20 protein-coding genes, 1 tRNA gene and 1 pseudogene are annotated in these 23,202 nt (G+C 61.2%); 10 read left to right on the forward strand and 12 right to left on the reverse strand.

From position 1 onward, the window contains the following. Both ACILSQ_RS28480 and ACILSQ_RS28485 read left to right on the forward strand, forming a co-directional pair. Positions 1–321, forward strand: a pseudogene (locus ACILSQ_RS28480) (hypothetical protein); the annotation flags it as partial. 122 nt (positions 322–443) lie between these two features. Next, a tRNA-Val gene (locus ACILSQ_RS28485) sits at positions 444–518 on the forward strand. A 2-nt stretch (positions 519–520) separates the two neighbouring features. Here ACILSQ_RS28485 and ACILSQ_RS28490 read toward each other — a convergent pair. The 5 genes from ACILSQ_RS28490 to ACILSQ_RS28510 all read right to left on the reverse strand — a co-directional run bounded on the left by ACILSQ_RS28490 (position 521) and on the right by ACILSQ_RS28510 (position 5,877). Then, complete coding sequence (locus tag ACILSQ_RS28490; RefSeq protein ID WP_395747095.1) at positions 521–3,700, reverse strand: LamG-like jellyroll fold domain-containing protein; 3,180 nt, start codon at positions 3,698–3,700, stop codon at positions 521–523. Positions 3,701–3,779: 79 nt separating this feature from the next. Beyond that, entirely contained in the window at positions 3,780–4,211 is a 432-nt protein-coding gene (locus ACILSQ_RS28495) for a type II toxin-antitoxin system VapC family toxin (protein ID WP_395747096.1), read from the reverse strand. Then, positions 4,198–4,458, reverse strand: a complete 261-nt coding sequence (locus tag ACILSQ_RS28500) for an antitoxin (protein ID WP_395747097.1) — start codon at positions 4,456–4,458, stop codon at positions 4,198–4,200. Before ACILSQ_RS28500 ends, ACILSQ_RS28495 begins: the two co-directional genes overlap by 14 nt. Positions 4,459–4,489: 31 nt before the next feature. Then, positions 4,490–5,536 carry a 16S rRNA (cytosine(1402)-N(4))-methyltransferase RsmH gene (gene rsmH, locus ACILSQ_RS28505; protein WP_395747098.1) on the reverse strand — a complete coding sequence of 349 codons (1,047 nt, stop codon included), beginning with the start codon at positions 5,534–5,536 and terminating at the stop codon, positions 4,490–4,492. Then, on the reverse strand, positions 5,533–5,877 hold the full coding sequence (locus ACILSQ_RS28510) for a nucleotide pyrophosphohydrolase (RefSeq protein ID WP_395747099.1): 345 nt from the start codon (positions 5,875–5,877) through the stop codon (positions 5,533–5,535). Before ACILSQ_RS28510 ends, rsmH begins: the two co-directional genes overlap by 4 nt. Positions 5,878–5,990: 113 nt before the next feature. On the opposite strand from ACILSQ_RS28510, the gene ACILSQ_RS28515 reads away from it, so the two are divergent. From ACILSQ_RS28515 to ACILSQ_RS28535, 5 genes are all read left to right on the forward strand, one after another. After that, on the forward strand, positions 5,991–6,410 hold the full coding sequence (locus tag ACILSQ_RS28515; RefSeq protein ID WP_395747100.1) for a c-type cytochrome domain-containing protein: 420 nt from the start codon (positions 5,991–5,993) through the stop codon (positions 6,408–6,410). 76 nt (positions 6,411–6,486) lie between these two features. Beyond that, positions 6,487–7,539, forward strand: coding sequence for a formylglycine-generating enzyme family protein (locus ACILSQ_RS28520; RefSeq protein WP_395747101.1), 1,053 nt, complete (start codon positions 6,487–6,489; stop codon positions 7,537–7,539). A gap of 35 nt (positions 7,540–7,574) precedes the next feature. After that, positions 7,575–9,305 (forward strand): endo-1,4-beta-xylanase, encoded by a 1,731-nt coding sequence (locus ACILSQ_RS28525; protein ID WP_395747102.1) that lies wholly within the window; start codon positions 7,575–7,577, stop codon positions 9,303–9,305. Positions 9,306–9,359: 54 nt separating this feature from the next. Next, positions 9,360–10,697: a sugar porter family MFS transporter gene (locus ACILSQ_RS28530; RefSeq protein WP_395747103.1), complete on the forward strand. Its 1,338-nt coding sequence runs from the start codon at positions 9,360–9,362 to the stop codon at positions 10,695–10,697. 104 nt (positions 10,698–10,801) lie between these two features. Then, positions 10,802–11,596, forward strand: coding sequence for an intradiol ring-cleavage dioxygenase (locus ACILSQ_RS28535; RefSeq protein WP_395747104.1), 795 nt, complete (start codon positions 10,802–10,804; stop codon positions 11,594–11,596). Between the two features lie 7 nt (positions 11,597–11,603). On the opposite strand, the gene ACILSQ_RS28540 is transcribed toward ACILSQ_RS28535, so the two are convergent. Further along, positions 11,604–12,269, reverse strand: coding sequence for an NAD-dependent deacylase (locus tag ACILSQ_RS28540; RefSeq protein ID WP_395747105.1), 666 nt, complete (start codon positions 12,267–12,269; stop codon positions 11,604–11,606). Positions 12,270–12,307: 38 nt separating this feature from the next. After that, positions 12,308–12,886 carry a 23S rRNA (guanosine(2251)-2'-O)-methyltransferase RlmB gene (gene rlmB, locus ACILSQ_RS28545; RefSeq protein WP_395747106.1) on the reverse strand — a complete coding sequence of 193 codons (579 nt, stop codon included), beginning with the start codon at positions 12,884–12,886 and terminating at the stop codon, positions 12,308–12,310. 97 nt (positions 12,887–12,983) lie between these two features. Here rlmB and ACILSQ_RS28550 point away from each other — a divergent pair, with 97 nt between their 5' ends. Continuing rightward, positions 12,984–13,637 (forward strand): vancomycin high temperature exclusion protein, encoded by a 654-nt coding sequence (locus tag ACILSQ_RS28550; RefSeq protein WP_395747107.1) that lies wholly within the window; start codon positions 12,984–12,986, stop codon positions 13,635–13,637. Here the strand turns inward: ACILSQ_RS28550 and dnaE are convergent. Further along, positions 13,634–17,155, reverse strand: a complete 3,522-nt coding sequence (dnaE, locus tag ACILSQ_RS28555; RefSeq protein WP_395747108.1) for a DNA polymerase III subunit alpha — start codon at positions 17,153–17,155, stop codon at positions 13,634–13,636. The genes ACILSQ_RS28550 and dnaE overlap by 4 nt on opposite strands. A 54-nt stretch (positions 17,156–17,209) precedes the next feature. Further along, positions 17,210–17,941, reverse strand: a complete 732-nt coding sequence (locus ACILSQ_RS28560; RefSeq protein WP_395747109.1) for a hypothetical protein — start codon at positions 17,939–17,941, stop codon at positions 17,210–17,212. A gap of 205 nt (positions 17,942–18,146) precedes the next feature. Here ACILSQ_RS28560 and ACILSQ_RS28565 point away from each other — a divergent pair, with 205 nt between their 5' ends. After that, positions 18,147–19,073 carry an FHA domain-containing protein gene (locus ACILSQ_RS28565; protein WP_395747110.1) on the forward strand — a complete coding sequence of 309 codons (927 nt, stop codon included), beginning with the start codon at positions 18,147–18,149 and terminating at the stop codon, positions 19,071–19,073. Between the two features lie 127 nt (positions 19,074–19,200). Here the strand turns inward: ACILSQ_RS28565 and ACILSQ_RS28570 are convergent, their stop codons facing one another. The 3 genes from ACILSQ_RS28570 to ACILSQ_RS28580 form a co-directional block, all read right to left on the reverse strand. Then, entirely contained in the window at positions 19,201–19,710 is a 510-nt protein-coding gene (locus ACILSQ_RS28570; RefSeq protein ID WP_395747111.1) for a GNAT family N-acetyltransferase, read from the reverse strand. Next, entirely contained in the window at positions 19,707–21,065 is a 1,359-nt protein-coding gene (gene miaB / locus ACILSQ_RS28575; RefSeq protein WP_395747112.1) for a tRNA (N6-isopentenyl adenosine(37)-C2)-methylthiotransferase MiaB, read from the reverse strand. The genes ACILSQ_RS28570 and miaB overlap by 4 nt, the downstream gene beginning before the upstream one ends. A gap of 222 nt (positions 21,066–21,287) precedes the next feature. After that, positions 21,288–21,728, reverse strand: a complete 441-nt coding sequence (locus ACILSQ_RS28580) for a RidA family protein (protein WP_395747113.1) — start codon at positions 21,726–21,728, stop codon at positions 21,288–21,290. Positions 21,729–21,812: 84 nt separating this feature from the next. Between ACILSQ_RS28580 and ACILSQ_RS28585 the strand changes: the two genes are divergently transcribed. After that, positions 21,813–23,192 (forward strand): DUF4038 domain-containing protein, encoded by a 1,380-nt coding sequence (locus tag ACILSQ_RS28585; RefSeq protein ID WP_395747114.1) that lies wholly within the window; start codon positions 21,813–21,815, stop codon positions 23,190–23,192. Positions 23,193–23,202: the final 10 nt, after the last annotated feature.

The following is a 23,202-nucleotide window of genomic DNA, read 5'->3' on the forward strand; positions in this document are numbered from 1 at the left end:
CCTGAAGTGGACGGCGGCAGCGTGGTGCTGTTTGAAAACCTGACGCAGTGTGAGTGGAGCGTGCTGCACCCGCTGACGCGCCAGTGGGCGCCGTTCTGGTCGGAAGTCCAGCCTGCCGGCATGCCCACGCCGCAGGCCCATCCGCCGCTGCTGAAACTCACGATGCGGGAGGCGGCCGGAGAGGCCCACGAGCCCGTGTTCTGGATCGTGCCCAGTGAATCCACCCTGCTTCCGACCCTTCCAATCACCGCTCCGGCTGCGCCCAACCCTTCCTCAAAGAGACCCGCGGTCCCGCCCAGCACCACCAACAAGGTGCGATAAAATGCCACTCCGTGCAGACGCCTGTCGATTGCGAGCGGAGATGCAGATTTGCAAAAAGCGGTATCAACAGGATTTGACGACGCCGAGTTTTGCGCCATGAACAAATCAGGATCAATAACAAAGCGTGGATAGCTCAGTGGTAGAGCGGCTCGTTTACACCGAGTTGGTCGGGGGTTCGAATCCCTCTCCGCGCACCACTTCAAGGATTTTGCTTTGAAGTCACCCGCAGCCACTTGCGGGCTTCCATGCCGCTGGCCAGCTCCTTCACGCGCACTTCCCAGGTGCCGGGGTCTTCGTTTGGCGCGAGATCGAGGCTAAACTCCACGATGCCGTTTTCGGCGGCGTAAAAGCCGCTGCCTTCAGTGGCTTTGCCACTTGCATCGTGAATGTCCACGCGCACGGGAATCACGGATTTGGTGGGAGCCTCCTGGGTGGTGGTGATGCTGATGGCGACCTTTGCGCTGTTGCCCACCAGGGCGTTTTCAGGCACGTCCAGCTTCAGGCCCAGCAGGGGTTTGGGTGTCACCATGAAGATGCGGCCGTCGCAGGGACCGAGATCAACGGGCCAGCTTATCACGCCATCAGCCCCGCGCTTTGGCACGATGAACTGCGTGCCTGTCAGTTCGTACACATTCGCGGAGTCCATTTTCAGACTCACGACGCCGGTGGAGGGCAGCCCGTTTTCCATCACGAGGCCATGCTGGCCCACGTAGCTGCCAAATTCGCGTTTGTCGTTCACCACAAACACATAGGTGGCATCTCCAAACTTCCGCGTGCGCACGATGATCTCGGGATTGTCGCACAGGGCTTTCTGCGGCAGCGCAAAGCCGCCCAGGGTTCGCGCCATTTCCAGCACTCTGGCCTTGTCCTCGTCAGCCTTCTTCACGCGTTTGAAGCTGGCCAGGGTGAAGTCGGCTTTGAGCGCGGGGCAGAGAAATTCGTCGGCCACAATCTTGCCTCCTTTTTTCTGCCAGTCCTGGATGCGTGCCACCACCGCCTTGGTCAGCACATCGCAAAAAGGCATCACGAGCACCTTGCGACCGCTGAGGCCGCTTTTAAGGAGGGTTTCCTCGTAGAGGATGTCTGTCTGCACATGCGCATGCTGCAGCGCCAGCCACACATCCGCCGCCCAGTCCGTGTTGCTGCCGTAGCTGCCGCGATGCGCGAACATCTGCGAGGTGAAGCTTTCCAGGAAGGCCACCTCACTGCGTTCATCGGGGATGGCCATCAGCGCCGGTCCGAGCGGCTCGATGACGTCATGCAGCAGTTGTTTGAGCACGGGCGCGGTGTTCGGATTGGTGTAGCGATACCCTCCCGGGCTGCCCGTGGGCACCAGCGACTGCCAGCCGTGATACATGATGCCCTGCACAGGTCGCGAGATCTTCGTCCACAGCGCCTCTTTCAAATGCATCGGCGCGATGGTGATATAGGCCGCTTCAGGATCATGATCCTGCCACGCCACCACCTCACCGGGGGCCTTGCTGCCGATGGGCGCGGTCTGGGAACGGTACCAGATGAGCTGCGTCATCTTCATCACCCGCTGGTTTTTGCCCGTGGCTGCGCTCATGGCGAAAAGCTGGTCGGCACACATGCCGATCTTTTGCGGATCCGGATAGGTGTAGGTCCAGTGCGAGATGACATCCACACCGCCGCCCGCACCGCTGATGCTCGGCTGCCGCACGGCGGGATCGAAGAACGTCCAGACGCGGCTGCTCCTCACGCCCTTGTGCAGCGCGGTGTGCAGTCCGTTCCAGCCGTCACCCACCGTCCAGAACCAGCGCAGGTATTTCAGAATGGGATGGTCATCCGCGATCACCCGATCCTGTGGGAAATCCTTCAGCTTCGTCCAGTCCACTCCCCACTTCGCCGTCACTTCGGCGGGGATGTCTGTGCCGGCGAATTTCTTGTACGCCTCCACATCCACCGCATTGAAACTCACCTGGCTGTTGTCTCTCACCTCAGAATCAATCAGCGCCGTGGTAAACGCGGGATGATCGCCATAGGCCTTCGCCACGCTCATGCCCACCACCTGGAAGAAAGAGGAGAAATCGGGCAGTGATGCACAGATGTCCTGCCGTGCATAGGGTTTGCCATCACGGCCTACGCGCAGATTTTTCGTCTCCGACTCCAGGGCGCGCGCTGGCGACAGACTGGCAACAACCTCCAGCCCATTCTCCAGCGCCCTGTCCAGCATCGCGCGGTTCTTCGAGATCTCCTCCGGCTTCGCTGGCGGGACGATCTTTTTCTGATTCCACATTTCACCGTAGTTTGCTCCCAGCCCGATGAAATGGGTGAAACCAATGTCCTTTAGGCGGGCCATCTCCTCCCCATTCGCGCCCCACATGATCACCGGCATGCGCTCCGGAATTCTCGGCACGAGCTTCAAAACAGCGGCCTGCTCCGTGGCATACTCTCCCGTTTCAAACCTGGCCCTCAATTCATACTCGTCCGCCTTCAGCGCGGTGTTCATCGTGTATTTGGCTGTGAAGCTCTTTCCTGCCGTCAGATCAGGAACGATGAAGTCTTCCATCCGCCCTCCGAGGCTCACTTTGAGCTTCGCGGCTTTCAAGGTGTCGCGCTGCAGATTCGTGCAGACGATCTCCAGTGGTTTGGCGGTTTCCATGCGCCGCCACACGCTGCGACCGGATACGATCTGCATCGACACACGTTCAAAGCTCAGCACGCCCTCGCAGACGCGCACTTCGTCGATCAAACCCGGGAAACCGCCGTAGTTGCTGCCCAGGCGGTCACCAATGCTCAGCGGCTTTGTTCCAGGCCTCACTGCTTGATAACCCTCGAGTTTTGCGCCGCCTGCAGCGACGCCATCGCGGTAGAACTTCCCCTCGCCAGCGCCGTCATACGTGAAGGCCACATGCTGCCACACGTCAGGCTCCAGCTTGAACGGCAGCGAGTAGATCGTCTTTGATTCGGCGCCAAAGCCCAGCGTCACCCACATGCGCCGCAGGCCGCCTTTGTCCGCGTCGCCGATCTGCCACTGGTAGTCCGTGTGATCGACGTACTTTTTGTCCAGCAGGAAACAGCGCAGCCGGGGCTCAAAGGCCGCCTTGGGCTTGATCCACATTTCCAGCGTGAAGGCCCCTTTGACAGCCTTCACCTCCACCACCGCCGCATGGCGTTTGTCTTCCACGGGAAATCCGGGAAACGACTCCAAGGCCCCGCCAAACTTTCCTTTCGGATTCAAAACAGCGCCATGGAGGGTCACGTCCTTCGAGTCACCATCAAACTTCCAATATCCGAGCACGTGCGGCCCGGTGGCGTCCGCTTTGGTGTAACCCGTCTCCCAGGTCTCCTGCAATGCGGCATGGCTGAAAGGAACGCACAGAAGGCAGAAAAGAATGACGCGGGCGGGCTGGAGCATGACTGGAGAAAAGCTTCGATCTGTGTCTGGTCTTTCAAGCAACATGCGAAGTCATTGCCATGAAGCCCCTTTCCACATTCTAAATCACCCGCACATCTAGACCGGGAAACTGGCAAAATGCCTTGTCGGTTGTCACCATCTGCGCACCGGACGCCATCGCGAAAGAAGCGAGGTAGGCATCCATCCACAGCTTGGGTGAGCTTGTCCGACGAGCCGCCATTTTCTTCCAAATGACGTCCAGCCCGGGCGGTTCAGCCAGGAACCGGATGCGGTCATCCGAGATGAAGGACTCATAGACGGCCCATGCTTCCTTGTTGCTCAGCGGGGCATTTCCATAAATGGACATGACTCCTGCGGTGGTCAGCAGCCGAAGCATGGACTGCTGGGTCGAACGGCAAAAACAAATGTCACCGGGTTCGTCCTGCTCTTCCAGCCATTCAATGGCGGCGGCATGATGCGAATGCTTGGACAGCGCCAGGGCCAGCCACAAATTTGTGTCAGGCAGAGTCATGGTGCCACTCCGTCTCCTGTTTGAGCAATGCGGCGGCCACCTCGTCAGGGGTCAGCACAGCAGCCCGGCGGCAATGCACGAGAGGCAGCTTCACCCGGCTGGGCCTGCCCCCCCCTTTGGCGCGTTGCTCCCGCAATCCCCGGCGCAGCAGTTCAGCCACGGTGTCCTTGAGCTTGCTGCCTTCATGCACAGCCCGCAGCTTGATCTCACGCACAAGATCACCGGGCAGATCAAGAGTTGTCTTCATGCGCCCAGTTTGCTGGTTTCCCAGCTTTCTGTCAAGCCACCGCCTTCACCGCCCACCTCAGCTTTGCCGGAGCCGCACGTGGATTGTCCCGGGTTTCCTGTGAGGAAGGGCGAATGACCTCGTCGTTGGTGGCGCTGAAAACACCGCTGCGCAGGCATTCGCGGAAGAGATGTTTCACGCGGCGGTCTTCGCCGGAGTGGAAGGTGAGGATGGCCACGCGTGCTCCCGGCCGCAGACAGGCAGGGAGCTGCCGGAGAAAGGTGTCCAGCGCTGTGAACTCCTCGTTCACAGCGATGCGCAGGGCCTGAAAAACGCGGCGCACGGTGGCCTCGCGGTCTTCATCGCTCACACGATGTGGCAATGCGCGGCGCACCGCCTCCGCCAGCGAGCGCGTGGTGGCGTAGTCAGTCTCCGCCAGCGCCTGAGCGAGAAGCCTGGCGTGCGGTTCGTCCGCATTGTCATTGAGGATGGCCGTGAGTTTTTCGGGGCTGAGCTTCTGCAGCAGCTCCCGCGCGGAAACACCGCGCTGCGGATTCATGCGCATGTCGAGCGGTCCCTCGTGCTTGAAGCTGAAGCCACGGGCGGGATTGTCGAACTGCATGGAGGAGCAGCCCAGATCGGCAAGCAGCACGTCGGCACCATCGCTCCAGCCGAGCTCGCCAAGAGCGCGGGACAGCCCGGCAAAGTTCATGCGTTTCACGACGAGCGCTGTTTCCTCGCAGCCGGTTGCGCGCAGCCGTGCCTCGGTGCGTACGATTTCGATAGGGTCCTGATCTAGCGCCAGCAGCGTGCCGCCCGGCTGCACGGCTTTGAGCAAGGCGCCGGCATGTCCGCCGTAGCCCAGCGTGCAGTCCACCGCACGCTCGCCCGGGCGGGGTGCGAGAATGCGCATGATCTCATCCAATAAAATCGGCACATGCTGTCCCGCGGGTGTCTTGCCGGAGGCGCGCACCTTGGCGATGGTTTCGGCGTAGCGCTCCGGATTCAGCTCCTTGTACTTGTCCTCAAAGCGCCGCGGATTCTTGCCAGAATAGCGCGGCCTGCGGCGATGCGGTGTTGGGGCCTCGGACTCGCTCACAGCTCGTTGTATTTGGCGTTGGATCCGCGGGCCTTCGCCACCGGATAGCGTGCTTCATTGCGCTCGATCTTGTCGAGCATGGCCTGGCCGAGATCGACGCCGAGATTGTGCGCAAGTTCGAAGAGCAGGATTCCCACATCGGCCATCTCATCCTTCAGCTCCGGCATTTTCTCCTTCACCCGCTGCTCAATCTGCCCGGGCTGCTGCCAGACAAAGTGCTGCAGCAGCTCACCCGCCTCCGCCGTGATGGCGATGGCGAGCTCTTTCGGACTGTGAAACTGCATCCAGTCCCGGGCGTCGCGAAAATCGCAAATGCGTGCGGTGATTTGTTCAATGCTCATGGGGCATGATGCAGGAGCGTCCCGGGAGGAGCAACCGGGAACGCGACAAGAAGTGCTCATTCACTCGCAAGCCACGACGAGACGCGCGCAGGCAAATCAAGGATGATCTCCCCATGAAAACCAGCCGCCAAACCGTGCTCGCCGTGTGTCTTCTCACAATCGCCACCGCCCTCCAGGCCGCGGATGATGCGCCCGTGGACTTCATCAAACAGATCAAGCCCATCCTCGCCGACCGCTGCGTGGAATGCCATAACTCCGAGACGCTGCTGGGCGAGCTCAATCTGCAGACGCGGGCCCTGGCCTTTGCAAAGCGCAAGGCCGGACCGGTGATCGTGCCGAAGAATGCTGACAAGAGCATGCTCTACCTCGTACTGACCCTGCCGCCGAAGGACAAAAAGGCCATGCCAGCCACCGGCCACCGCATTCCAAAAGATGAGATGAACCTCATCCGGCAATGGATCAGCGAGGGAGCAGCCTGGCCAGAAGGCAGGGACGGGGCCATCACCCCCCAGCACAAAAAATCTGGGAAGTAGCAGATCAGAGAGTGCGGTGAAATTTAGCTGCCGCGAGCAACGCTCCGGCACATGCGGGGTTCATGGCTGGCATCCTATGAAGCCGCCCCTTTTTCGTTCTGCCCTGGTGATTGCTCAATTTGTTCTGGCCACGGTCAGTGTCTTTGCGGCTGACCCCATTGCCAGGGCTGGCAATGGCATGCCCATCCCTTCTCCCATCGACAAGACCACGGTGGAGGTGAAAGCGGGAACGCAGACGATTCAGATCCCGGCGGGAATGGTGTACGTGCCAGCGGGCCGGTTCACCTTTGGCGAAAACGAGACTCGGGAACTTCCTGGCTACGCCATCGCGCGGTTTGAAGTCACGAATGCGGAATACAAGGCCTTCATTGAAGCCACGCAGCATCGCGGGGTGCCACGTTATTGGAAGAACGGCGTGTACCCTGAAGGCAAGGCCAGTCATCCTGTGCTGTTTGTCTCCCTGGTGGATGCCGAGGCCTACTGCGCGTGGGTCAGCCAGGAAACAGGCTGGAGGGTGGTGGTGCCCACCGCCGAGCAGTGGGAGAAGGCGGCGCGCGGTCCGCAGGCCTTTCTCTATCCCTGGGGAAACGACAAGGACAGCCACTACAGCAATGGAAAACTGCAGACGCACTTCAACTACAACGCCGTCTGCACCGCCTGGATGCTGGACAAGGAGGCCAGGACACTGACGAGCTATGTGGAGAAATCCCAGGAGGCAGGCAAACAGGGCCGGGTGGAGGACATCATGACCAGCAACGGCCAGGTCTTCAGCCTGACGCCCGACGGTGGTGTGGCCGGCTGGATTGATCACAACACCAACACGGGTTTTGTGAATACGCAGATCTACCGTGATCTCGTCAACAATGGCGGCTTCACCACGCCCGTGGGCACGTATGAAAACGGCAGGAGCGCCTACGGCTGCTACGACATGGCGGGGAATGCCTACGAGTGGACCAGCAGCATCATCGTCGCCACGAACGGCGCGGAGCGTGGCAGAGAGGTGAACGACGTGCGCGGTGGGAGCTGGTACTCCACGGCCCGCAGCGGACAAAGCCTCTGCACCGGCGAGGGACGCGCCCGCAGCGGCGGGTATCACTCGGTGGGCTTCCGGATTGCGATGAATCCTTGAGCGCTGCCGTGACCGGAGGTAGATGCCGCACCATCATGAAACTCCCGGTCTGCCTGACCCTCCTCCTTTTCACCGCCGTCTGCCGCCTGCACGCGCTGGAGGTCCCGCCTGGAGGCACGGATGTTCGCGGGGAATCCGCGCTGGCGGCATCCGCATCCGCCGCAGCAGGCAAGGCCGAGGACCTGAAGCCCGGGCAGCGCATCACCATCACGCAGGCGGACGCCGCAAAGCCCTATTCCGCGCAGTTCACAGCACCCGTCACCAGCGGCATCGCGAAAAACGAGCGGGTACTGGCGATCATCAAGGCGCGCGTGGTGGGCGGCGCGGAGTCAGGCGAAGTTCTGGCCAAGCTGCAACTGCGCGCCGCACCTTACACCTCGTTTGGCAGCACGCTTGGCATCGCCATTTTCCGTGAATGGACGGAGCAGCCGGTGGTGTTCACTGCTGACGCGGATGTTCCGGAAGGAAAAGCGGCGGTGGTGCTGCTGTGCGGGCAGAAAGAGCAGAGCATCGAGGTGGAGAGCATCCGGGTGCTGAAGTATCCGGCCACCGTGGAGGTCAGCAGCTTCCCGCGCGCCAGATTGATCAAGCGCAGCTATGCCGGTCGTGAGCCGGATGCGCCCTGGCGCAAGGCGGCGCTGGAGCGCATCGAGCAGTACCGCAAGGCGGATCTCTCCATGATCATCAAGGGGGACGACGGCAAGCCGCTGGCGAATGCCGAGGTGAAGCTCAGCCTGCGCCGCCATGCCTTCGAGTTTGGCTCCGCCGTGGTGGCCAAGCGCTTCAGCAGTGAGAGCGAAGATGACAAGCGCTATCGCGAGATCATCGACCGCCTCTTCAGCATCGTGGTGTTTGAGAATGATCTGAAGGACGGCAACTGGTCGCCAGATTTTGACGGGAAGCGCAAGGCCCAGCGCAATGCGGAGCTGGACCGGGCCTTTGCCTGGCTGGCGGAGCGCCACATTCCCGTGCGCGGGCACTACCTCATGCAGGTGGCCACGCCCTTCAATCTGCACGATGTCAAAGACAGCGCGGTGATCCGGGAGCGCACGCTCGCCAGCGTGAAGGAGCGGCTGGAGTTTGTGAAGGACCGCGTCATCGAGTGGGATGTGATCAACCACCCCATCGCCTGGAGCGGAGCGGACATGCTGAACAAGCGCCCGGGCCTGGAGCATCTGGACCGCGAGGTCTTCACGCTGGCGCGGTCGCTGACACAACTGCCTTTCTGCGTGAATGAAGACCAGGTGTTTCGCCCCGGACCGCAGTGCGATGACACGCTCGCCTACATCCGCGCTTTGAATGAGGCGGGGCTTACCGTCCATGGCCTCGGCAACCAGGCGCATTTTCATGAGAGCTACCTGCCTTCACCCGAGCATCTGCTTGCGGTGACGGATCGTTTTGCCGAGGTGGTGCCGCATCAGTGCATCACGGAGTATGACATTGTGACCACGGAGGATGAGGAGCTCGCGGCGGACTACACGCGCGATGTGCTCATCTCGGTGTTCAGCCATCCGGCTTACACCAGCTTTTTGCTGTGGGGATTCTGGGAAGGCTCGCACTGGAAACCCGAGGCCGGCTCCTGGAACAAGGACTGGAGCATCCGCAAACGTGGAGAGGTGCTGGAAGAATGGATCGGCCGCCGGTGGCACACCGAAGTCACTTTGCAGACAAACGCCAAAGGCCGGGTGAAATGGCGCGGCTTCCCGGGCTGGTACGAGGTTCAGGCTGCAGGCCAGAAGCCGGTCGTTGCCAGACCTGCCTGGTGAAGATCGTGCCTTGCTCCGCAACGTTCCTTCTCCGAATTCATCACCGCACCGGCCATGAAACCAACCACCTCACGCATCTTCTTCTGGTCCCTCGTCTCCGCGCTGGCAGGCTTCTTGTTCGGCTTTGACACGGTGGTGATCTCCGGAGCGGAGAAAACCATCCAGACACTGTGGGGGCTGAGCGACACACTGCACGGGGTCGCCATGGCCTCGGCGCTCTATGGCACGGTGATTGGCTCGGTGGTCGGCGGCTGGCCAACGGACCGCTGGGGCCGCAGGGTGACGCTCATCTGGGTGGGCGTGCTGTATTTCATCTCGGCGGTGTGGTCAGGCCTCGCTCCTGAGGTGTGGTCGCTCATCATCGCGCGTTTCATCGGTGGGCTGGGCATCGGCATCTCCACCATCGCCGCGCCGTTGTACATCGCGGAGATCGCGCCGCCTGAGAACCGTGGACGGCTCGCGGGCATGTTCCAGTTCAACATCGTCTTCGGCATCGTCATCGCGTTTTTGTCGAACTACCTGCTCGGCGGCATCGGTGAAAATGCCTGGCGCTGGATGCTCGGCGTGGCGGCCTTTCCTTCGCTGCTTTATCTGGTCCTGTGCTTCGGCATTCCAGAAAGCCCGCGCTGGCTGCTCACACGCAGGCATGACCGCGCCCAGGGCATCGCGGTGCTGAAACTCATCCAGCCTGCCGCGAGCGAGGAGCAGATCCATGCCACGGCCGATCACTTGCTGAAGGCAGCAAACGCAGCCAGCGCCGCCACACACGGCTTCTGGGACCGCCGGCTGTGCGTGCCCATCCTGCTGGCGTTCCTCATCGCGTTTTTCAACCAGCTCTCCGGCATCAATGCCATCCTCTATTTCGCGCCGCGCATCTTTGAACTGACCGGCCTGGGAGCCAAGGCTGCGCTGCTGCAGTCGGTCGGCATTGGCATCACGAATCTTATTTTTACTTTTGTCGGTCTATGGCTCATCGACCGCCTCGGACGACGCACGCTGCTCTACATCGGCTCGTTTGGCTACATTGCCTCGCTCGGACTCTGTGCATGGGCGTTTTTCACGCAGCACTTTGCCATCGTGCCTGTGTGCATCTTCGCCTTCATCGCCGCACATGCGGTCGGCCAGGGCGCTGTCATCTGGGTGTTCATCGCGGAGATTTTTCCGGACCAGCAGCGTGCAGAGGGGCAGTCGCTGGGCAGCTTCACCCATTGGATCTTTGCCGCACTGCTCACGACGTTTTTTCCAAAAATGGTCTCCGCCTTTCCTCCCGGCTGGGTGTTCACCTTCTTTTGCGGCATGATGGTGCTGCAGCTCGTGTGGGTGCGGCTGATGGTGCCGGAGACGAAAGGGATCCCGCTGGAAGACATTCAAAAGAAGCTCGGCATCGTGTAAGCCAGCGCATGCCGGGTTCGCCGCCGCAGTCATTTGCGCGAATCTTTTTTATCCCGCGCAACCAACATGAGGCGCGTTGGTTCGACTTTCATCAACACTCCCTCATGACTGCCACGATCCATCCCTTTCACATCCCGCTCAGCCGCCGCAGGCTGCTGCACAGCCTGCTTCTCACCACCGGTGGCATCATCACCGGCAGCGTGCATGCCGAGGCTCTCACACTCACACCGCGCGCGACGGAAGGCCCGTATTACCCGGATCACCTGCCGCTGGATCAGGACAATGACCTGACCATGATCACCGGCGGAAAGGCCCCTGCGAGCGGAGTCGTGACGGAATTCGGCGGCCGCCTGCTCAATGCAGATGGCAAGCCCGTGCAAAACGCGGTGATCGAACTCTGGCAGGCTGACAACAACGGCTGCTACATCCACAGCCGCGGCGCCCAGCAGGGCAAGGAGGAGGACCCGCAGTTTCAGGGCTTCGGGAAGATCGAAACAAACGCTAAAGGTGAATACCGCTTTCGCACCATCAAGCCGGGCCTCTACACCGGGCGCACCATCCACTGGCACGTCCGTGTGAAGCAAAATGGAAAAAGCATGCTCACCACGCAGCTCTTCATCGCGGGGGTGCCGCAGAATGACCGCGATGGCATCCTGCGCGGCATGGGCACGGAGCAGCAGCGCCTTTCCGTGATTCGTGAATTCAAACCGATGAGCAGCGACAGCAAGGAGCTGGTGGGCACCTGGGACATCGTCATCGGCAGCACTCCAGAAGATGCGGAGCGCGGCGGCCGCGGTCCGGGACCGGGAGGTCCGGGCGGACCACCGCCGCGGCGGCGTGACAGCGCTGCGAACGACCAGGACATCAAAGACGTACTCTTTGGGCCCGGGCCGTTCTGAGGCCGGATCATGCAGACAGCAGCCGCTGCACCAGCTTGGGCAGCTCCACGGACACGGGTCCGACAATGTGTTCGTGAAAGTGCCGTGAGATCTCGGTGCGCTCAATGTTCATCTCAATGAGATGGCAGCTCGCGCGTTCCGCGGCCTGCCGTGCAAACCCGGCCGCCGGGTAAACCACGCCCGAGGTGCCGATGCAGAGGAAGATGTCCGCGCTCTTCAGAGCGTTCATGATGGCCTCCAGCTCGAAGGGGAACTCACCAAACCAGACGATGTGCGGGCGCATGCCGCCGACCTCGCCACAGGCGCGGCATCGCGTACCGGATGCCAGGTCCTTGCTCCATGAGAAGACCGCGCCGCAGCATTCGCAGCGCGCCTTGCGCAGTTCGCCGTGCATGTGGATGAGCTTCTCGCTGCCGGCGCGCTCGTGCAGATCGTCCACATTTTGCGTGACCAGCAGAAACCGGCCGTGCCACTCACGCTCCAGTTGTGCCAGGGCCAGATGCCCCGCATTGGGCTCCACGGTGTTCAGGGCCGCGCGGCGCAGATTGTAAAAGCGATGCACGAGTTCGGGATCACGCGCGAAGCCTTCGGGTGAAGCCACCATCTCAATGTGATGCCCCTCCCAGAGGCCATCCTCACCGCGAAACGTAGGCACGCCAGACTCGGCAGACATGCCTGCCCCCGTGAGAATGACGATGTTCTTTTCCCTGTTCATTTCTTGGGCTGCCGCTGCCTGACGCACTCAAACAAACACACACCCGTGGCCACGGAGACGTTAAGGCACTCCACTTTGCCGGCCATCGGGATCTTCACGAGGAAGTCGCAATGCTCGCCGGTGAGGCGGCGCATGCCGGGGCCTTCCGCACCCATGACGATGCCGATGCCGCCTTTGAGATCGAGATCGTAAAGGCTCTTCGTCGCTTCATCCGCGGTGCCGACGAGCCAGATGCCGAGCTCCTTGAGCTTTTCCATGGCGCGGACGAGGTTCGTCACGCGCACGAGCGGAATGTTTTCCGCGCCGCCGCAGGCCACGCGCACCACGGTCTCGGTGATGGGCGCGGTTTTGTCCTTGGGCATGATCACCGCGCAGACGCCGGCGGCATCCGCGGTGCGCAGGCAGGCGCCGAGATTGTGCGGGTCCTGCACGCAGTCGAGAATCAGAACCAGCGGGCTTTCCTTGCCTTCGAGCACTGCGGGGATGTCCCCTTCCTCATAGACGCGCACCTGGTTGTCAGAGCGGGCGTGGCGGTTCTGGCGGGCGACGGGTTGTTCTGGGCGGTTCGGGCGCATTTGTGTGTGTCCCGGGACAGTGCGCCGGGAATGCGATTTGGCAAAATGATAGAAGCCCTGCTTGCAGGCTGTGTGAACTGGCGGGAGGAGTTTTGGCATGAAGACAATCCGCAAACGCTGGTGGCTCTGCCCGGCCCTTCTGGCCGTGCTGGCGCTGGGCGCCATGTTTGGCTGCGAAGCGTGGATCGAAAGAGCCGCCGCAGGCCGCTGCTTTGATGCGGTGGAAACGGTGCCCGCCGCCCCGGTGGCGGTGGTGCTGGGCACCTCCCCACGAGCCGCGGATGGCAGGGCGAATCTGTTCTTTCGCCCACGCATGGAGGCTGCGGCGGCGCTCTTCAAAGCCGGCAGGGTGAAGGCGCTGATCGTCAGCGGCGACAACGGCACCCAGGGCTATGACGAACCCACCGACATGAAGAGCATGCTGATGCAGATGGGCGTGCCGGCGGAAAAGATCCTGTGCGACTACGCGGGATTTCGCACCCTGGACTCCGTGGTGCGCGCAAAAGAGGTGTTTGGGCAACAGCGCGTCATCTTCGTTTCACAGCGATTTCACAATGCGCGCGCGATTTATCTGGCGCAGGCTTCTGGCATCGAGGCTTTTGGCCTGGATGCCAAGGACGTGCCGGTGGCGCTATCCGTGAAAACGTATATCCGGGAAAAGCTGGCCTGTGTGAAGGCGGTGCTGGATGTGAATGTGCTCGGCACGAAACCTAAGTTTCTCGGCGAGAAGGTGGACGTGCCCCTGGACTAACCCATCCAGACAGTCAGCGCACGGCGCAAATCCGGACCGGGAGTGACACGGAATGATTCATCCAGTTCGAGCCGGGCTTTGTGGCCGTTCTGGGAGATTTCGAGAAAGACGGGCAGGGTGCCGGGAAAAGCGAGAAGCACCTCCTGAATGCGCTCGAGATCGGTCTCGTCATGCTGCTTGGTGTTAAGCCGTATCACGATGGGCTTTGGCGGAGCGGGCGGCTTGGGCGGCGGTGGCAGAGAGGGATCCGGATCACTGGCATTGCGAGGTTTCGCCGCCTTGGGCTTGAGCGGCGCGGCATTGTTCAGCGTCACGCGGTTGCCGTCCGTCTTCTGGTCTTTGCTGACACGGCAGCGGAGGGCCAGCACGGCTCCGTTGGCCAGCACGTCCTTGAGCTTTTCGTAGTCGTCGCTCCAGCACATCATTTCGATCTGCGCCGTGAAGTCTTCAAAGCGGAAGGTGGCGAAGGGCCGGTTGTCGCGCTTCGAATAGCGCACCTCGAGCTGGCTGAGAATGCCGGCGATGGAGATGGTCTGCGCCTTCTCCTTGGTGTCAATCTCCTCGATGGCGGCGATCTTGGTGAGCTTGGGCGAATCAAAATGCCCACGGTAGCTGTCCAGCGGATGGCCGCTGACGTAAAAGCCGAGCAGCTCCTTTTCAAAGGCCAGCACCTCATCGGTGCTCCAGACTGCGGCGGGGGCCGCGGCTTCGTTCTTCTTGGATTTGGGCTGCGCCAGATCAAAGTCATCAAATAGACCGCCCTGGCCCGCCTTTTTGTCCTTCTGCATCGAGGCCGCCGAGGCGAGCACCTGCTCGAGCTTGGCAAACATCACGGCGCGCGGCTCTTTGGTGAAGTCAAAGGCTCCCGCTTTGACGAGCGACTCCATGAGCTTCTTGTTCACCGCACGGTTGTCCAGCCTGGCGGCAAAATCTTCCAGGCTGGTGAAAAGTCCGTTCTTCTCACGCTCGGCAATGGCGGCCTCCATGGCGCCTTCACCCACGTTTTTGATGGCGCTGAGACCGTAGCGGATGGCGTTCGGCTCCTCGCCTTCGGTTTCAAACCTTTCCGGGGCAAACTTCAGCGAGGACTTGTTGACGTCCGGCGGCAGCACCTTGATGCCCATCTCAAAGCACTCGCTGACGAAATTGGCGATCTTGTCCGGATTGCTGATTTCATAGCTGAGCACCGCCGCCATGAACTCCACGGGGAAGTTCGCCTTCAGGTAGGCCGTGCGGTAGGTCACGATCCCGTAGGCGGCGGAGTGCGACTTGTTGAAGCCGTATTGCGCGAATTTTTCGAGCAGGTCGAAGACCGCATTGGCCTGCTTCACATGGATGCCGTTGGTCTTGTCGCAGCCTTCCACGAAGATGAGGCGCTGGCGGGCCATCTCGGCCGCGTCTTTTTTACCCATCGCACGGCGGAGCAAGTCAGCTTGTCCGAGCGAGAAGCCGGCAAGCAGGTTCGCCGCCTGCATGACCTGCTCCTGATAGACCAGAATGCCGTAGGTCTCCTTGGCGATCTTTTCGAGAAGCGGGTGCGGATACTCCACCTCCTCCTCGCCCTTTTTACGTTTGATGTAGTCGGGGATGAACTGCATCGGGCCCGGGCGGTACAGCGCCAGAATAGCGATGATTTCCTCGATGGTGTCGGGGCCGAGCTGCTTGCAGGTGTTCACCATGCCGCCAGATTCCATCTGGAACACCGCGACCGTTTCGCCGCGTTTGATGAGCTCGAATGTCTTGAGGTCGTCCAGTGGCGCGTCCGCCACCTTGAAGCCAGGCACACGCTTGTGGATCCAGTACTCGGCTTCGTGGATCACCGTCAGCGTCTTGAGGCCGAGGAAGTCCATCTTGAGCATGCCCAGCTCGGTGAGCGGCTTCATGGCATACTGCGAAAGGATGGCGTCTTCCTTGTCCCGCGTGAGCGCGATGAAGTTGTCGAGCCGGCGGTCGCCGATGACGACACCCGCCGCATGCACGCCCGTGCCACGTGTGAGTCCTTCCAGGAAGGTGGCATGCCTCCAGAGCTCCTGCGCATTGCCGTCCGCCTCCAGCTTCGCGGCGAGATCGGGATTCTTCTTCACCGACTCCTCCAGGTCGATGTTCAGCTCGTTCGGGATCATCTTTGACAGCGCATCGCTGTCGCCATAGCTCCAGCCAAGAACGCGGCCGACATCGCGAATGACCGACTTCGCACCCATGGTGCCAAAAGTGATGATGTGGCAGACGCTCAGATCACCGTATTTTTCGCGCACGTACTGGATCACCTCCGGACGGCGTGTCTGGCAGAAGTCGATATCGATATCAGGCGGGCTGACACGCTCGGGATTGAGGAATCGCTCGAACACGAGTTCAAAGCGCAGCGGATCAATGTCCGTGATGCCGAGGCAGAAGGCCACGAGCGAGCCTGCGGCGGAACCACGGCCCGGGCCCACAGGAATGTCATGCTCACGCGCCCAGTTGATGAAATCCCAGACGATGAGGAAGTAGCTGGTGAAGTTCTTCTCTTTGAGCAGCGCCAGCTCCACCTCCATGCGCTGATGCAGCACTTCGTCATTCAGTGAGCGGTCGCGGCCATAGCGGCGTTCCAGCCCTTCCATCGTCAGCCGGCGCAGATACTCATTTCGATCCCCGCCGTCCGGCATGGGGTACTGCGGGTAGCGCTCGATGCTGGTGGAGTCGAGGTGGATCTTCAGATCGCAGCGTTCGGCGATTTCCAGCGTGGCATCGCAGGCCTCGGGGACCTCGGAGAAGAGGGCGCGCATCTCCTCAGCGGTCTTGAAATAGACCTCCGGTGAGTAGGTCATGCGGTTCTGATCGTAGATGCTCGCGCCCGTGCCGATGCAGATCATGATGTCATGGGACTCATGATCGCTGCGGTTGAGGAAATGCACGTCATTGGTGGCCACGGTCTTGAGGCCGTACTGCTTCCCCCATTCGATCATCTGCCGGGCGCTCTTGCGCTGGGCCTCCATGTTGTGGTCCTGGATTTCGAGGTAGAAGTTTTCGGGGCCGAAGATGTCGCGAAACTCCACCAGGCTTTTCTCCGCCTCGTCCTTGCGGTCGGAGAGCAGGAGCTCATTGATCTCCCCATTGATGCAGCCGCTGAGGCAGATGAGGCCCTTGGAGTATTCCCGCAGCGCCTCCTTGTCCACCCGCGGCTTGTACCACTGGCCTTCCAGGTGCCCCTTCGTGATCAGCTTGGAAAGATTTTCAAATCCCTCATTGCTCGCCGCCAGCAGCGTGAGGTGGGAGGAGCGCTTCCGGCCTGCGACCTCGTTTTTGTCCATCATGGAACCGGGGGCCAGGTAGGCCTCGCAGCCGATGATGCTTTTCACCTTGGCCTTTTTGGCGGCCATGTAGAAGTCGATGGCGCCGTAAAGATTGCCATGGTCGGTCATCGCCACGGCGGGCATGTTCAGCTCCTTCACGCGCTTCATTAGCGCATCGATGCGCACCGCGCCGTCCAGCAGGGAGTACTCGGTGTGAAGATGGAGGTGGACGAAGGAATCTGACATGCGGCGGGGGACAGGATTAACCCCTCATGGAAGGGGTGAACAAGTGCGAGTTGTTCACATTTCTCCATCACCCGGTCTGCGGTGGGCGCGATGATGGTGACGGTAACGACTGAGCAGGAGCCAGCCGATGAATACTACGATGCTCACTACCGAAGCGACGACCAGAAGATAGACCTGACCGGTCTTCATGGGCGGCGCGCTGCCCGCCGCCGCCGCCGGAGTCATTTTGAGCTGAAAGGGGCGGCTCGTCTCCCCAGGGAACACCACCTGCGGGCGGAGCTCGGCCGCCCCGGCCTGGCTGTGCAGCAGGATCAGGCTGGTATTGGCATTTTTGGCAAAATCGACCTGAAAAGTGGCTGCATCCGCCGGCAGCCGACCGCTGGCGGTGGCCAGCAGATGGACCTCCTGGGTCTCGGCCTTCAGGGGGGTGTTGTCAGCGCCGTCCATGGCCTGGATTTTGCAGGCGGGCAGCGGCGTTTTTTTCCCATTGATCAGCAGTCCCAGGGCACTGGCGAGGTACTGCTGCGTCTTTTCATGGGTCGCCGCCACCTGGGCGGGCGTCTGGTCACGGTACCAGGACGCGGGTACCGGGGGCAGTGAGGTGGGATCTGAGGCCAGAAAGGTGCGGGGATCGACATTGATGCGCAGCGTGTACTCCCCGGTGGTGCCGAACTCCGCCTCCGCCGTCATATCGGGCACCACGTGGGCGTACGCCGCCCCGGAAACCGCCAGAAGCGCCGAAAAAACCGCCTTCGGAACCCATTTGTAAAAAATCCGGACCATCATCGCCCATGGTGGAGATGCCCGGGGAGATGGCAAATATATCGTCGCCCCCGGCCCGAAACCCGACAGGATCATAGGAATTGATTTTCAGGTTGCTCCAGCCCTTTGGAAAGAACCTGCGAAAAACTTTGTAGCTGAAAGATGACCGCGCTTGACTTACGGCGTGTAAATTGCTTCAAAAGAAAAGAACATTTCGTTTAACACCCGCATGGGAGCCACCCTCAAATCACTGGAGAAGGAACTCGAGATCACCCTCGAGGACTTCAATCTGGTCGGACGCAGCCCGGACGCCAGCATCCGGCTGGTGGACGGCGGGGTGTCGCGCCAGCACGCCACCATCCGGCGTGACGGGCAGCTTTTCTGGGTTTCTGACCTCGGCAGCGCCAACGGCAGCTTCGTCAACGACGTGGCCGTGACCACGGCCCGGGCGCTGCGGCATGGCGACCGGGTGCAGTTTGGCACCAGCACCTTCATTTTTGACAGCCAGGACGAGGAACGGCCGCCGAGTGAGACCAGCAACGTCAGCACGCAGTCGCTTCACACCATTGCCCTGCCGGTGAAAACGGTGCGCGCCACCCTGCTGGTGGGTGATCTGCGCAATTTCACCACCATTTCCGCGCAGCTCAGCGCCGAGGAGGTGGCCGCCATGCTGCGCGAGTGGTATGCGCAGTGCGAAAAAGTTCTCAAAACCCGCGACGCCATCATCGACAAATTCATTGGCGACGGCGTCTTTGCCTACTGGCCGGGAGATGACATCAGCTCACGTGTGAAGGCCACCGAGGCCGCCAAGATCCTCAGCAGCCCCGACTACAGCGAGTCTCCCAAGCGCAAATGGCTGAAGGAAAACATGAATCTGGAGGTTCACTGCCACATCGGCCTGAACATCGGCGACGTGGCCCTGGGAGCCATGGGCCGCGGGGTGAACACCGCCGTGGGTGAAGCCGTGAACGTGACCTTCCGTATCGAAAGCCTGACCCGCAAGCTGCAGGTCCCGGTGCTCGCCGGGGCCCCGTTTCTCAGCGGCTGGGCGGAGGGACTGCAGCTCTACCAAAACGCCGGCATTCATCCGGTGAAGGGCCAGCCTGATCCTGTAGAGGTCTATTCGCTGATCGACGTGCCGACGATGTCCTTCTAGGACCGGAAAAGTACTCATCTCGCTCCGCGAGATGAGCCCAGCGCTCACACCGCTCATCTGAGTTCTCGTAGTCCGCAGACGTTCTCCTCCGGCGGATGTCTTCGGCACCTCTCGCAGAGCAAGAGGACTACCTCGCTTCGCGGTCCAGCAGGTTTTGCATGTCCTCCCGCGTCATGCGATAGAGCAACCACTCGCTCATTTTCTTGGCGCCGATGCGCTGCTCATAGACCTGCTGGGCGTTCACATTCCAGTCCAGCGCCGTCCATTCCACGCGGCCGCAGCCGCGTTCGTGCGCCAGGCTCACCACCTTTTTCAGCAACGCGCCGCCCACGCCCATCTTGCGGCGCTCCGGCAGGACGAAGAGGTCTTCGAGATACAAGGTCGGCAGCGCCAGAAAGCTGGAGTACGTCTCCACCAGGATCATGTAGCCGCAGGGCGCGATGTCTTGGTCAATGAAAGCCAGCCACACCTCAATGCGCGGTTTTGCACCGAGTGCGTCCTCCACCAGTCGTGCCTGCGCGGTTTCGTCCGGCGGCGGCAGCTTCTCAAACTCAGCCAGTGCGATGACCAGCCGGCAGAATGCCGGCGCGTGCTCACGCGTGAGCGGACGCAGCTCGATCTTCACACCCGCGCTCATGCATTGAGCACAGCATCGCCAAACAGAGTGAAGTGGCCCGCCTCGGCGACACGCACTTTGAAAATCTCGCCGATGTGGCGCTCGGGATTGCCGTCGAAGACCACAATTCGGTTGGAACCCGTGCGGCCCGTCAGGCGCTGCTCATTGGTCTTGCTCGGGCCTTCGCAGAGGATTTCGACCTCTTTGCCCACCAGCGCATCATACATCGGCAGTGCGATGCGGTTCACCACGCCTAGCAGGTCCTGATTCCGCTCTTCCTTCACACGCTCCGGAACCTGGATCGCGTCTTCCATTTCCGCGGCGGGCGTGCCGCGCCGCTTGGAATAACGAAACACGAAGGCGTTGTCGAATTGGATGTCCTCAAACATCTGCCGCGTCTCCAGGTAGTGCTCCTCGGTCTCGCCGGGGAAGCCCACAATCACATCCGTCGTCACCGCGATGTCTGGCCGCGCTGCGCGAATGCGCTGCACGAGCTCGGTGAATTTCGCCGTGGTGTACGGACGGTGCATGCGCTTCAAAATCGCATCGCTTCCGCTTTGGACGGGCAGATGCACATGCTCGGCGAGTTTGGGCAGATAGGTGAAGGCCTCGATGAGATCCTTCTTGTAGCCAATCGGATGCGGACTGGTGAAGCGGATGCGCTGGATGCCGGGCACCTCATGCACCGCTTCCAGAAGCTGCACAAAGGGGCTCTTGCCCTCCACGGCTGGGAATTCATGCCGCCCATACAGATTCACGATCTGGCCGAGCAGGGTGACTTCCTTCACCCCACGATCTGCGAGGCGCTTCACCTCTTCCACAATGTCCGCGATGGGCCTGCCGCGCTCGCCGCCTCGGGTATAAGGCACGATGCAGAAGGTGCACTTCATGTTGCAGCCCTGCATGATGCTGACAAAGGCGCTGGCCTGCCTTTCCTTCAGCGTGTGGTCGCGGATGGTGTTCTGGGAGGCGGCCTCCTCCTCAACATCGACGATGGAGAAGCGCTCGTCGTCCATCTGCTTCGCCTCCTTGGCGCGGATGATCTCGTCCACGTAATCCACCACACGGTGATACTTCTGCGTGCCGACCACGAGGTCCACATTCGCCTTGTCCACCAGCTCGCTGCCACGGCTCTGCGCCATGCAGCCCATGAAGCCGGTGACCAGCGGGATGCGCCGGCGGCGGACCATGCCCATCTTCCCAAGCGCCTTCTGCTCCGCCTGATCGCGCACAGAGCAGGTGTTGATCAGCACCACGTCGGCGTCTTCGTCCCGCGCCGTCATGGTGTAGCCGCGCTCCACGAACATCTGCGACACCTGCTCGGTGTCGCGTTCGTTCATCTGGCAGCCGTAGGTTTTGATGTGGACGCGGGGCATTGGGGGCAGGCAGCATACTCGCATGTGGCCGGAAGACAACCTCCAGCAAGAACCCTGCGCAACCTAGACCGGCCACGGCCAAATGACGAAATCCGAATGTGGAATGACGAAACCCGAAATCCGGGCCATTCGACATTCCTCATTGATTCATTTCATTCACCCCTGCGGGGCTCCTTTCAGTCGTCTGTCTCGCTGCACTCGGCTCTGGTTTCGTCATTCCCCTCAGGCCTTGATCTCAAAGATCGCCTCGACTTCCACGGCCGCGCCGGTGGGGAGCTGGGCAAAGCCCAGGGCGCTGCGGGCGTGGTAGCCGTCGCCTTCCTTGCCGAAGATCTCGTGCAGCAGGTCGGAGCAGCCGTTGATGACCAGATGCTGGTCGCTGTATTCCAGGGTGGAGTTCACGCAGCCGAGCACCTTAATGACCTTCAGGCCGTCCAAGGTGCCATGCGTGTCCCAGACGGAGCGCAGCACTTTCTCCGCGCAGTTTTTGGCGGCCTTGTAGCCGTCTTCGGTGGAGACGCCGGCACCGAGCTTGCCCTTCAGGTCGCTCACATGGCCGGAGGTGAGGAGCTGGTTGCCGCTGCGGATGCAGAGGTTCAGGTAGGCGGGGGGCTGCTTGGTGAAAACAAGGCCGAGGGATTCTGCTTTTTGCTGGGGTGTCATGGTGGGAGTGAGAAGTGGATGCAGAATACGATTTGGAAAACGAAAACTGGCAATTGGGCGCGCTCTTCTGCCAATATCTTCGGCATGCGCCTCGCCATTCTTTTGTCCGCCCTCGCCTTCACCGCCAGCGCTGCGCTCCCTGACCTCAAAGTCGCCGATGACCACCGCCATCTGGCCACCGCCGATGGAATGCCCTTCTTCCTCCTTGGCGACACCGCCTGGGAGCTCTTCCACCGGCTCACGCGTGAGGAAGCGGAGCTGTATTTGAAAAACCGCGCCGACAAGGGGTTCAACACCGTCTTGGCCGTGGCGCTGGCGGAGTATGAATTCGATCAACCGAACGCTTACGGGGAGATGCCGCTGGAGAACAACGACCCGACGAAGCCGCGTGAGGCCTACTTCCAGCACGTCGATTGGATCGTGAACAAGGCTGAATCCCTCGGCCTCTACACCGCCATGCTGCCGACCTGGGGAGACAAGTGGAACAAGAAGTGGGGCAAGGGACCGGAGATCTTCACGCCTGAGAACGCCGCCACCTACTGCGAGTGGCTGGCGAAGCGCTACAAGGACAAACCCATCATCTGGATTCTTGGCGGCGACCGCTCCGTGGATAACGACGCACAGCGTGCCATCATCCGCGCCATGGCGGCCGGTTTGAAGAAAGGCGATGGCGGCAGGCACCTGATCACTTTTCATCCCAAGGGCGGCGCCAATTCCTCCGACTACTGGCCGGACGAACCCTGGCTGGACTTCCACATGTTTCAAAGCGGCCACGCCCAGCGCGCCAAGGCCAACTACGACATGAACGCGAAAAACCTGGCCCTGCCCGCGCTCAAGCCCACGCTGGATGGCGAACCCTGCTACGAAGACCACCCCGTGCGCGCCCTCATGAAGGACAAGAAGCCCACCGAATGGTTTGACGACTACGATGTCCGCCGCGCCGCGTGGTGGAGCGTCCTCAGTGGCGCCTGCGGCCACGTCTATGGCACGCACAGCATCTGGCAGTTTCATGATCTCACCAAACGCAAGGCGCAGACGGACGCGCGCACGCCGTGGCAGCAGGCGCTGGATCTGCCCGGCGCAGCGCAGATGGGCGTGATGAAGAAATTCATGGAGGGGCTCGACTGGACGAAGCTGCGGCGGGATGATGACTTCCTGGTGAACAGCCACTCAAACATCAATCCGCCGATGTGCGCTGTCGCCACGGATGGGAGTTTCGCTGTCGTTTACGTGCCCGATACGCATACCACCAGCATCGCGCCTGATTTCAGCAAGCTGTCCTTCAAATCGGCTGACATGGAGGCCACCAGCATGGATCCAGCCACTGGCAAACCCATGGGCCACTTCTCCTTCACCGCCAGCGTGTTCGTATTTGGCGCGGGCACCGAGTCGAAGGATGCTGCGGGAAACGTCGTTTCCCGTAGCAAGGACTGGGTTTTTCTGATTCGAAAGAAGCAGCCCTGACAAACGAAGC

The sequence above is a fragment of the Prosthecobacter sp. genome (genome assembly GCF_044227185.1).
In the GTDB taxonomy this organism is placed as follows: Bacteria; Verrucomicrobiota; Verrucomicrobiia; order Verrucomicrobiales; family Verrucomicrobiaceae; genus Prosthecobacter.

Excerpts from the sequence above, each read along its gene's own strand:
- dnaE (WP_395747108.1), bottom strand. The coding sequence starts at position 17,155 with ATGTCAGATTCCTTCGTCCACCTCCATCTTCACACCGAGTACTCCCTG.
- ACILSQ_RS28540 (WP_395747105.1), bottom strand. The coding sequence starts at position 12,269 with ATGTCTGCCGAGTCTGGCGTGCCTACGTTTCGCGGTGAGGATGGCCTC.
- ACILSQ_RS28490 (WP_395747095.1), bottom strand. The coding sequence starts at position 3,700 with ATGCTCCAGCCCGCCCGCGTCATTCTTTTCTGCCTTCTGTGCGTTCCT.
- miaB (WP_395747112.1), bottom strand. The coding sequence starts at position 21,065 with ATGCCCCGCGTCCACATCAAAACCTACGGCTGCCAGATGAACGAACGC.
- ACILSQ_RS28570 (WP_395747111.1), bottom strand. The coding sequence starts at position 19,710 with ATGAGCGCGGGTGTGAAGATCGAGCTGCGTCCGCTCACGCGTGAGCAC.
- rlmB (WP_395747106.1), bottom strand. The coding sequence starts at position 12,886 with ATGCGCCCGAACCGCCCAGAACAACCCGTCGCCCGCCAGAACCGCCAC.
- ACILSQ_RS28510 (WP_395747099.1), bottom strand. The coding sequence starts at position 5,877 with ATGAGCATTGAACAAATCACCGCACGCATTTGCGATTTTCGCGACGCC.
- ACILSQ_RS28550 (WP_395747107.1), top strand. The coding sequence starts at position 12,984 with ATGAAGACAATCCGCAAACGCTGGTGGCTCTGCCCGGCCCTTCTGGCC.
- ACILSQ_RS28585 (WP_395747114.1), top strand. The coding sequence starts at position 21,813 with ATGCGCCTCGCCATTCTTTTGTCCGCCCTCGCCTTCACCGCCAGCGCT.
- ACILSQ_RS28535 (WP_395747104.1), top strand. The coding sequence starts at position 10,802 with ATGACTGCCACGATCCATCCCTTTCACATCCCGCTCAGCCGCCGCAGG.
- ACILSQ_RS28515 (WP_395747100.1), top strand. The coding sequence starts at position 5,991 with ATGAAAACCAGCCGCCAAACCGTGCTCGCCGTGTGTCTTCTCACAATC.
- ACILSQ_RS28500 (WP_395747097.1), bottom strand. The coding sequence starts at position 4,458 with ATGAAGACAACTCTTGATCTGCCCGGTGATCTTGTGCGTGAGATCAAG.
- ACILSQ_RS28580 (WP_395747113.1), bottom strand. The coding sequence starts at position 21,728 with ATGACACCCCAGCAAAAAGCAGAATCCCTCGGCCTTGTTTTCACCAAG.
- ACILSQ_RS28525 (WP_395747102.1), top strand. The coding sequence starts at position 7,575 with ATGAAACTCCCGGTCTGCCTGACCCTCCTCCTTTTCACCGCCGTCTGC.
- ACILSQ_RS28530 (WP_395747103.1), top strand. The coding sequence starts at position 9,360 with ATGAAACCAACCACCTCACGCATCTTCTTCTGGTCCCTCGTCTCCGCG.
- ACILSQ_RS28560 (WP_395747109.1), bottom strand. The coding sequence starts at position 17,941 with ATGATGGTCCGGATTTTTTACAAATGGGTTCCGAAGGCGGTTTTTTCG.
- ACILSQ_RS28495 (WP_395747096.1), bottom strand. The coding sequence starts at position 4,211 with ATGACTCTGCCTGACACAAATTTGTGGCTGGCCCTGGCGCTGTCCAAG.
- ACILSQ_RS28565 (WP_395747110.1), top strand. The coding sequence starts at position 18,147 with ATGGGAGCCACCCTCAAATCACTGGAGAAGGAACTCGAGATCACCCTC.
- ACILSQ_RS28520 (WP_395747101.1), top strand. The coding sequence starts at position 6,487 with ATGAAGCCGCCCCTTTTTCGTTCTGCCCTGGTGATTGCTCAATTTGTT.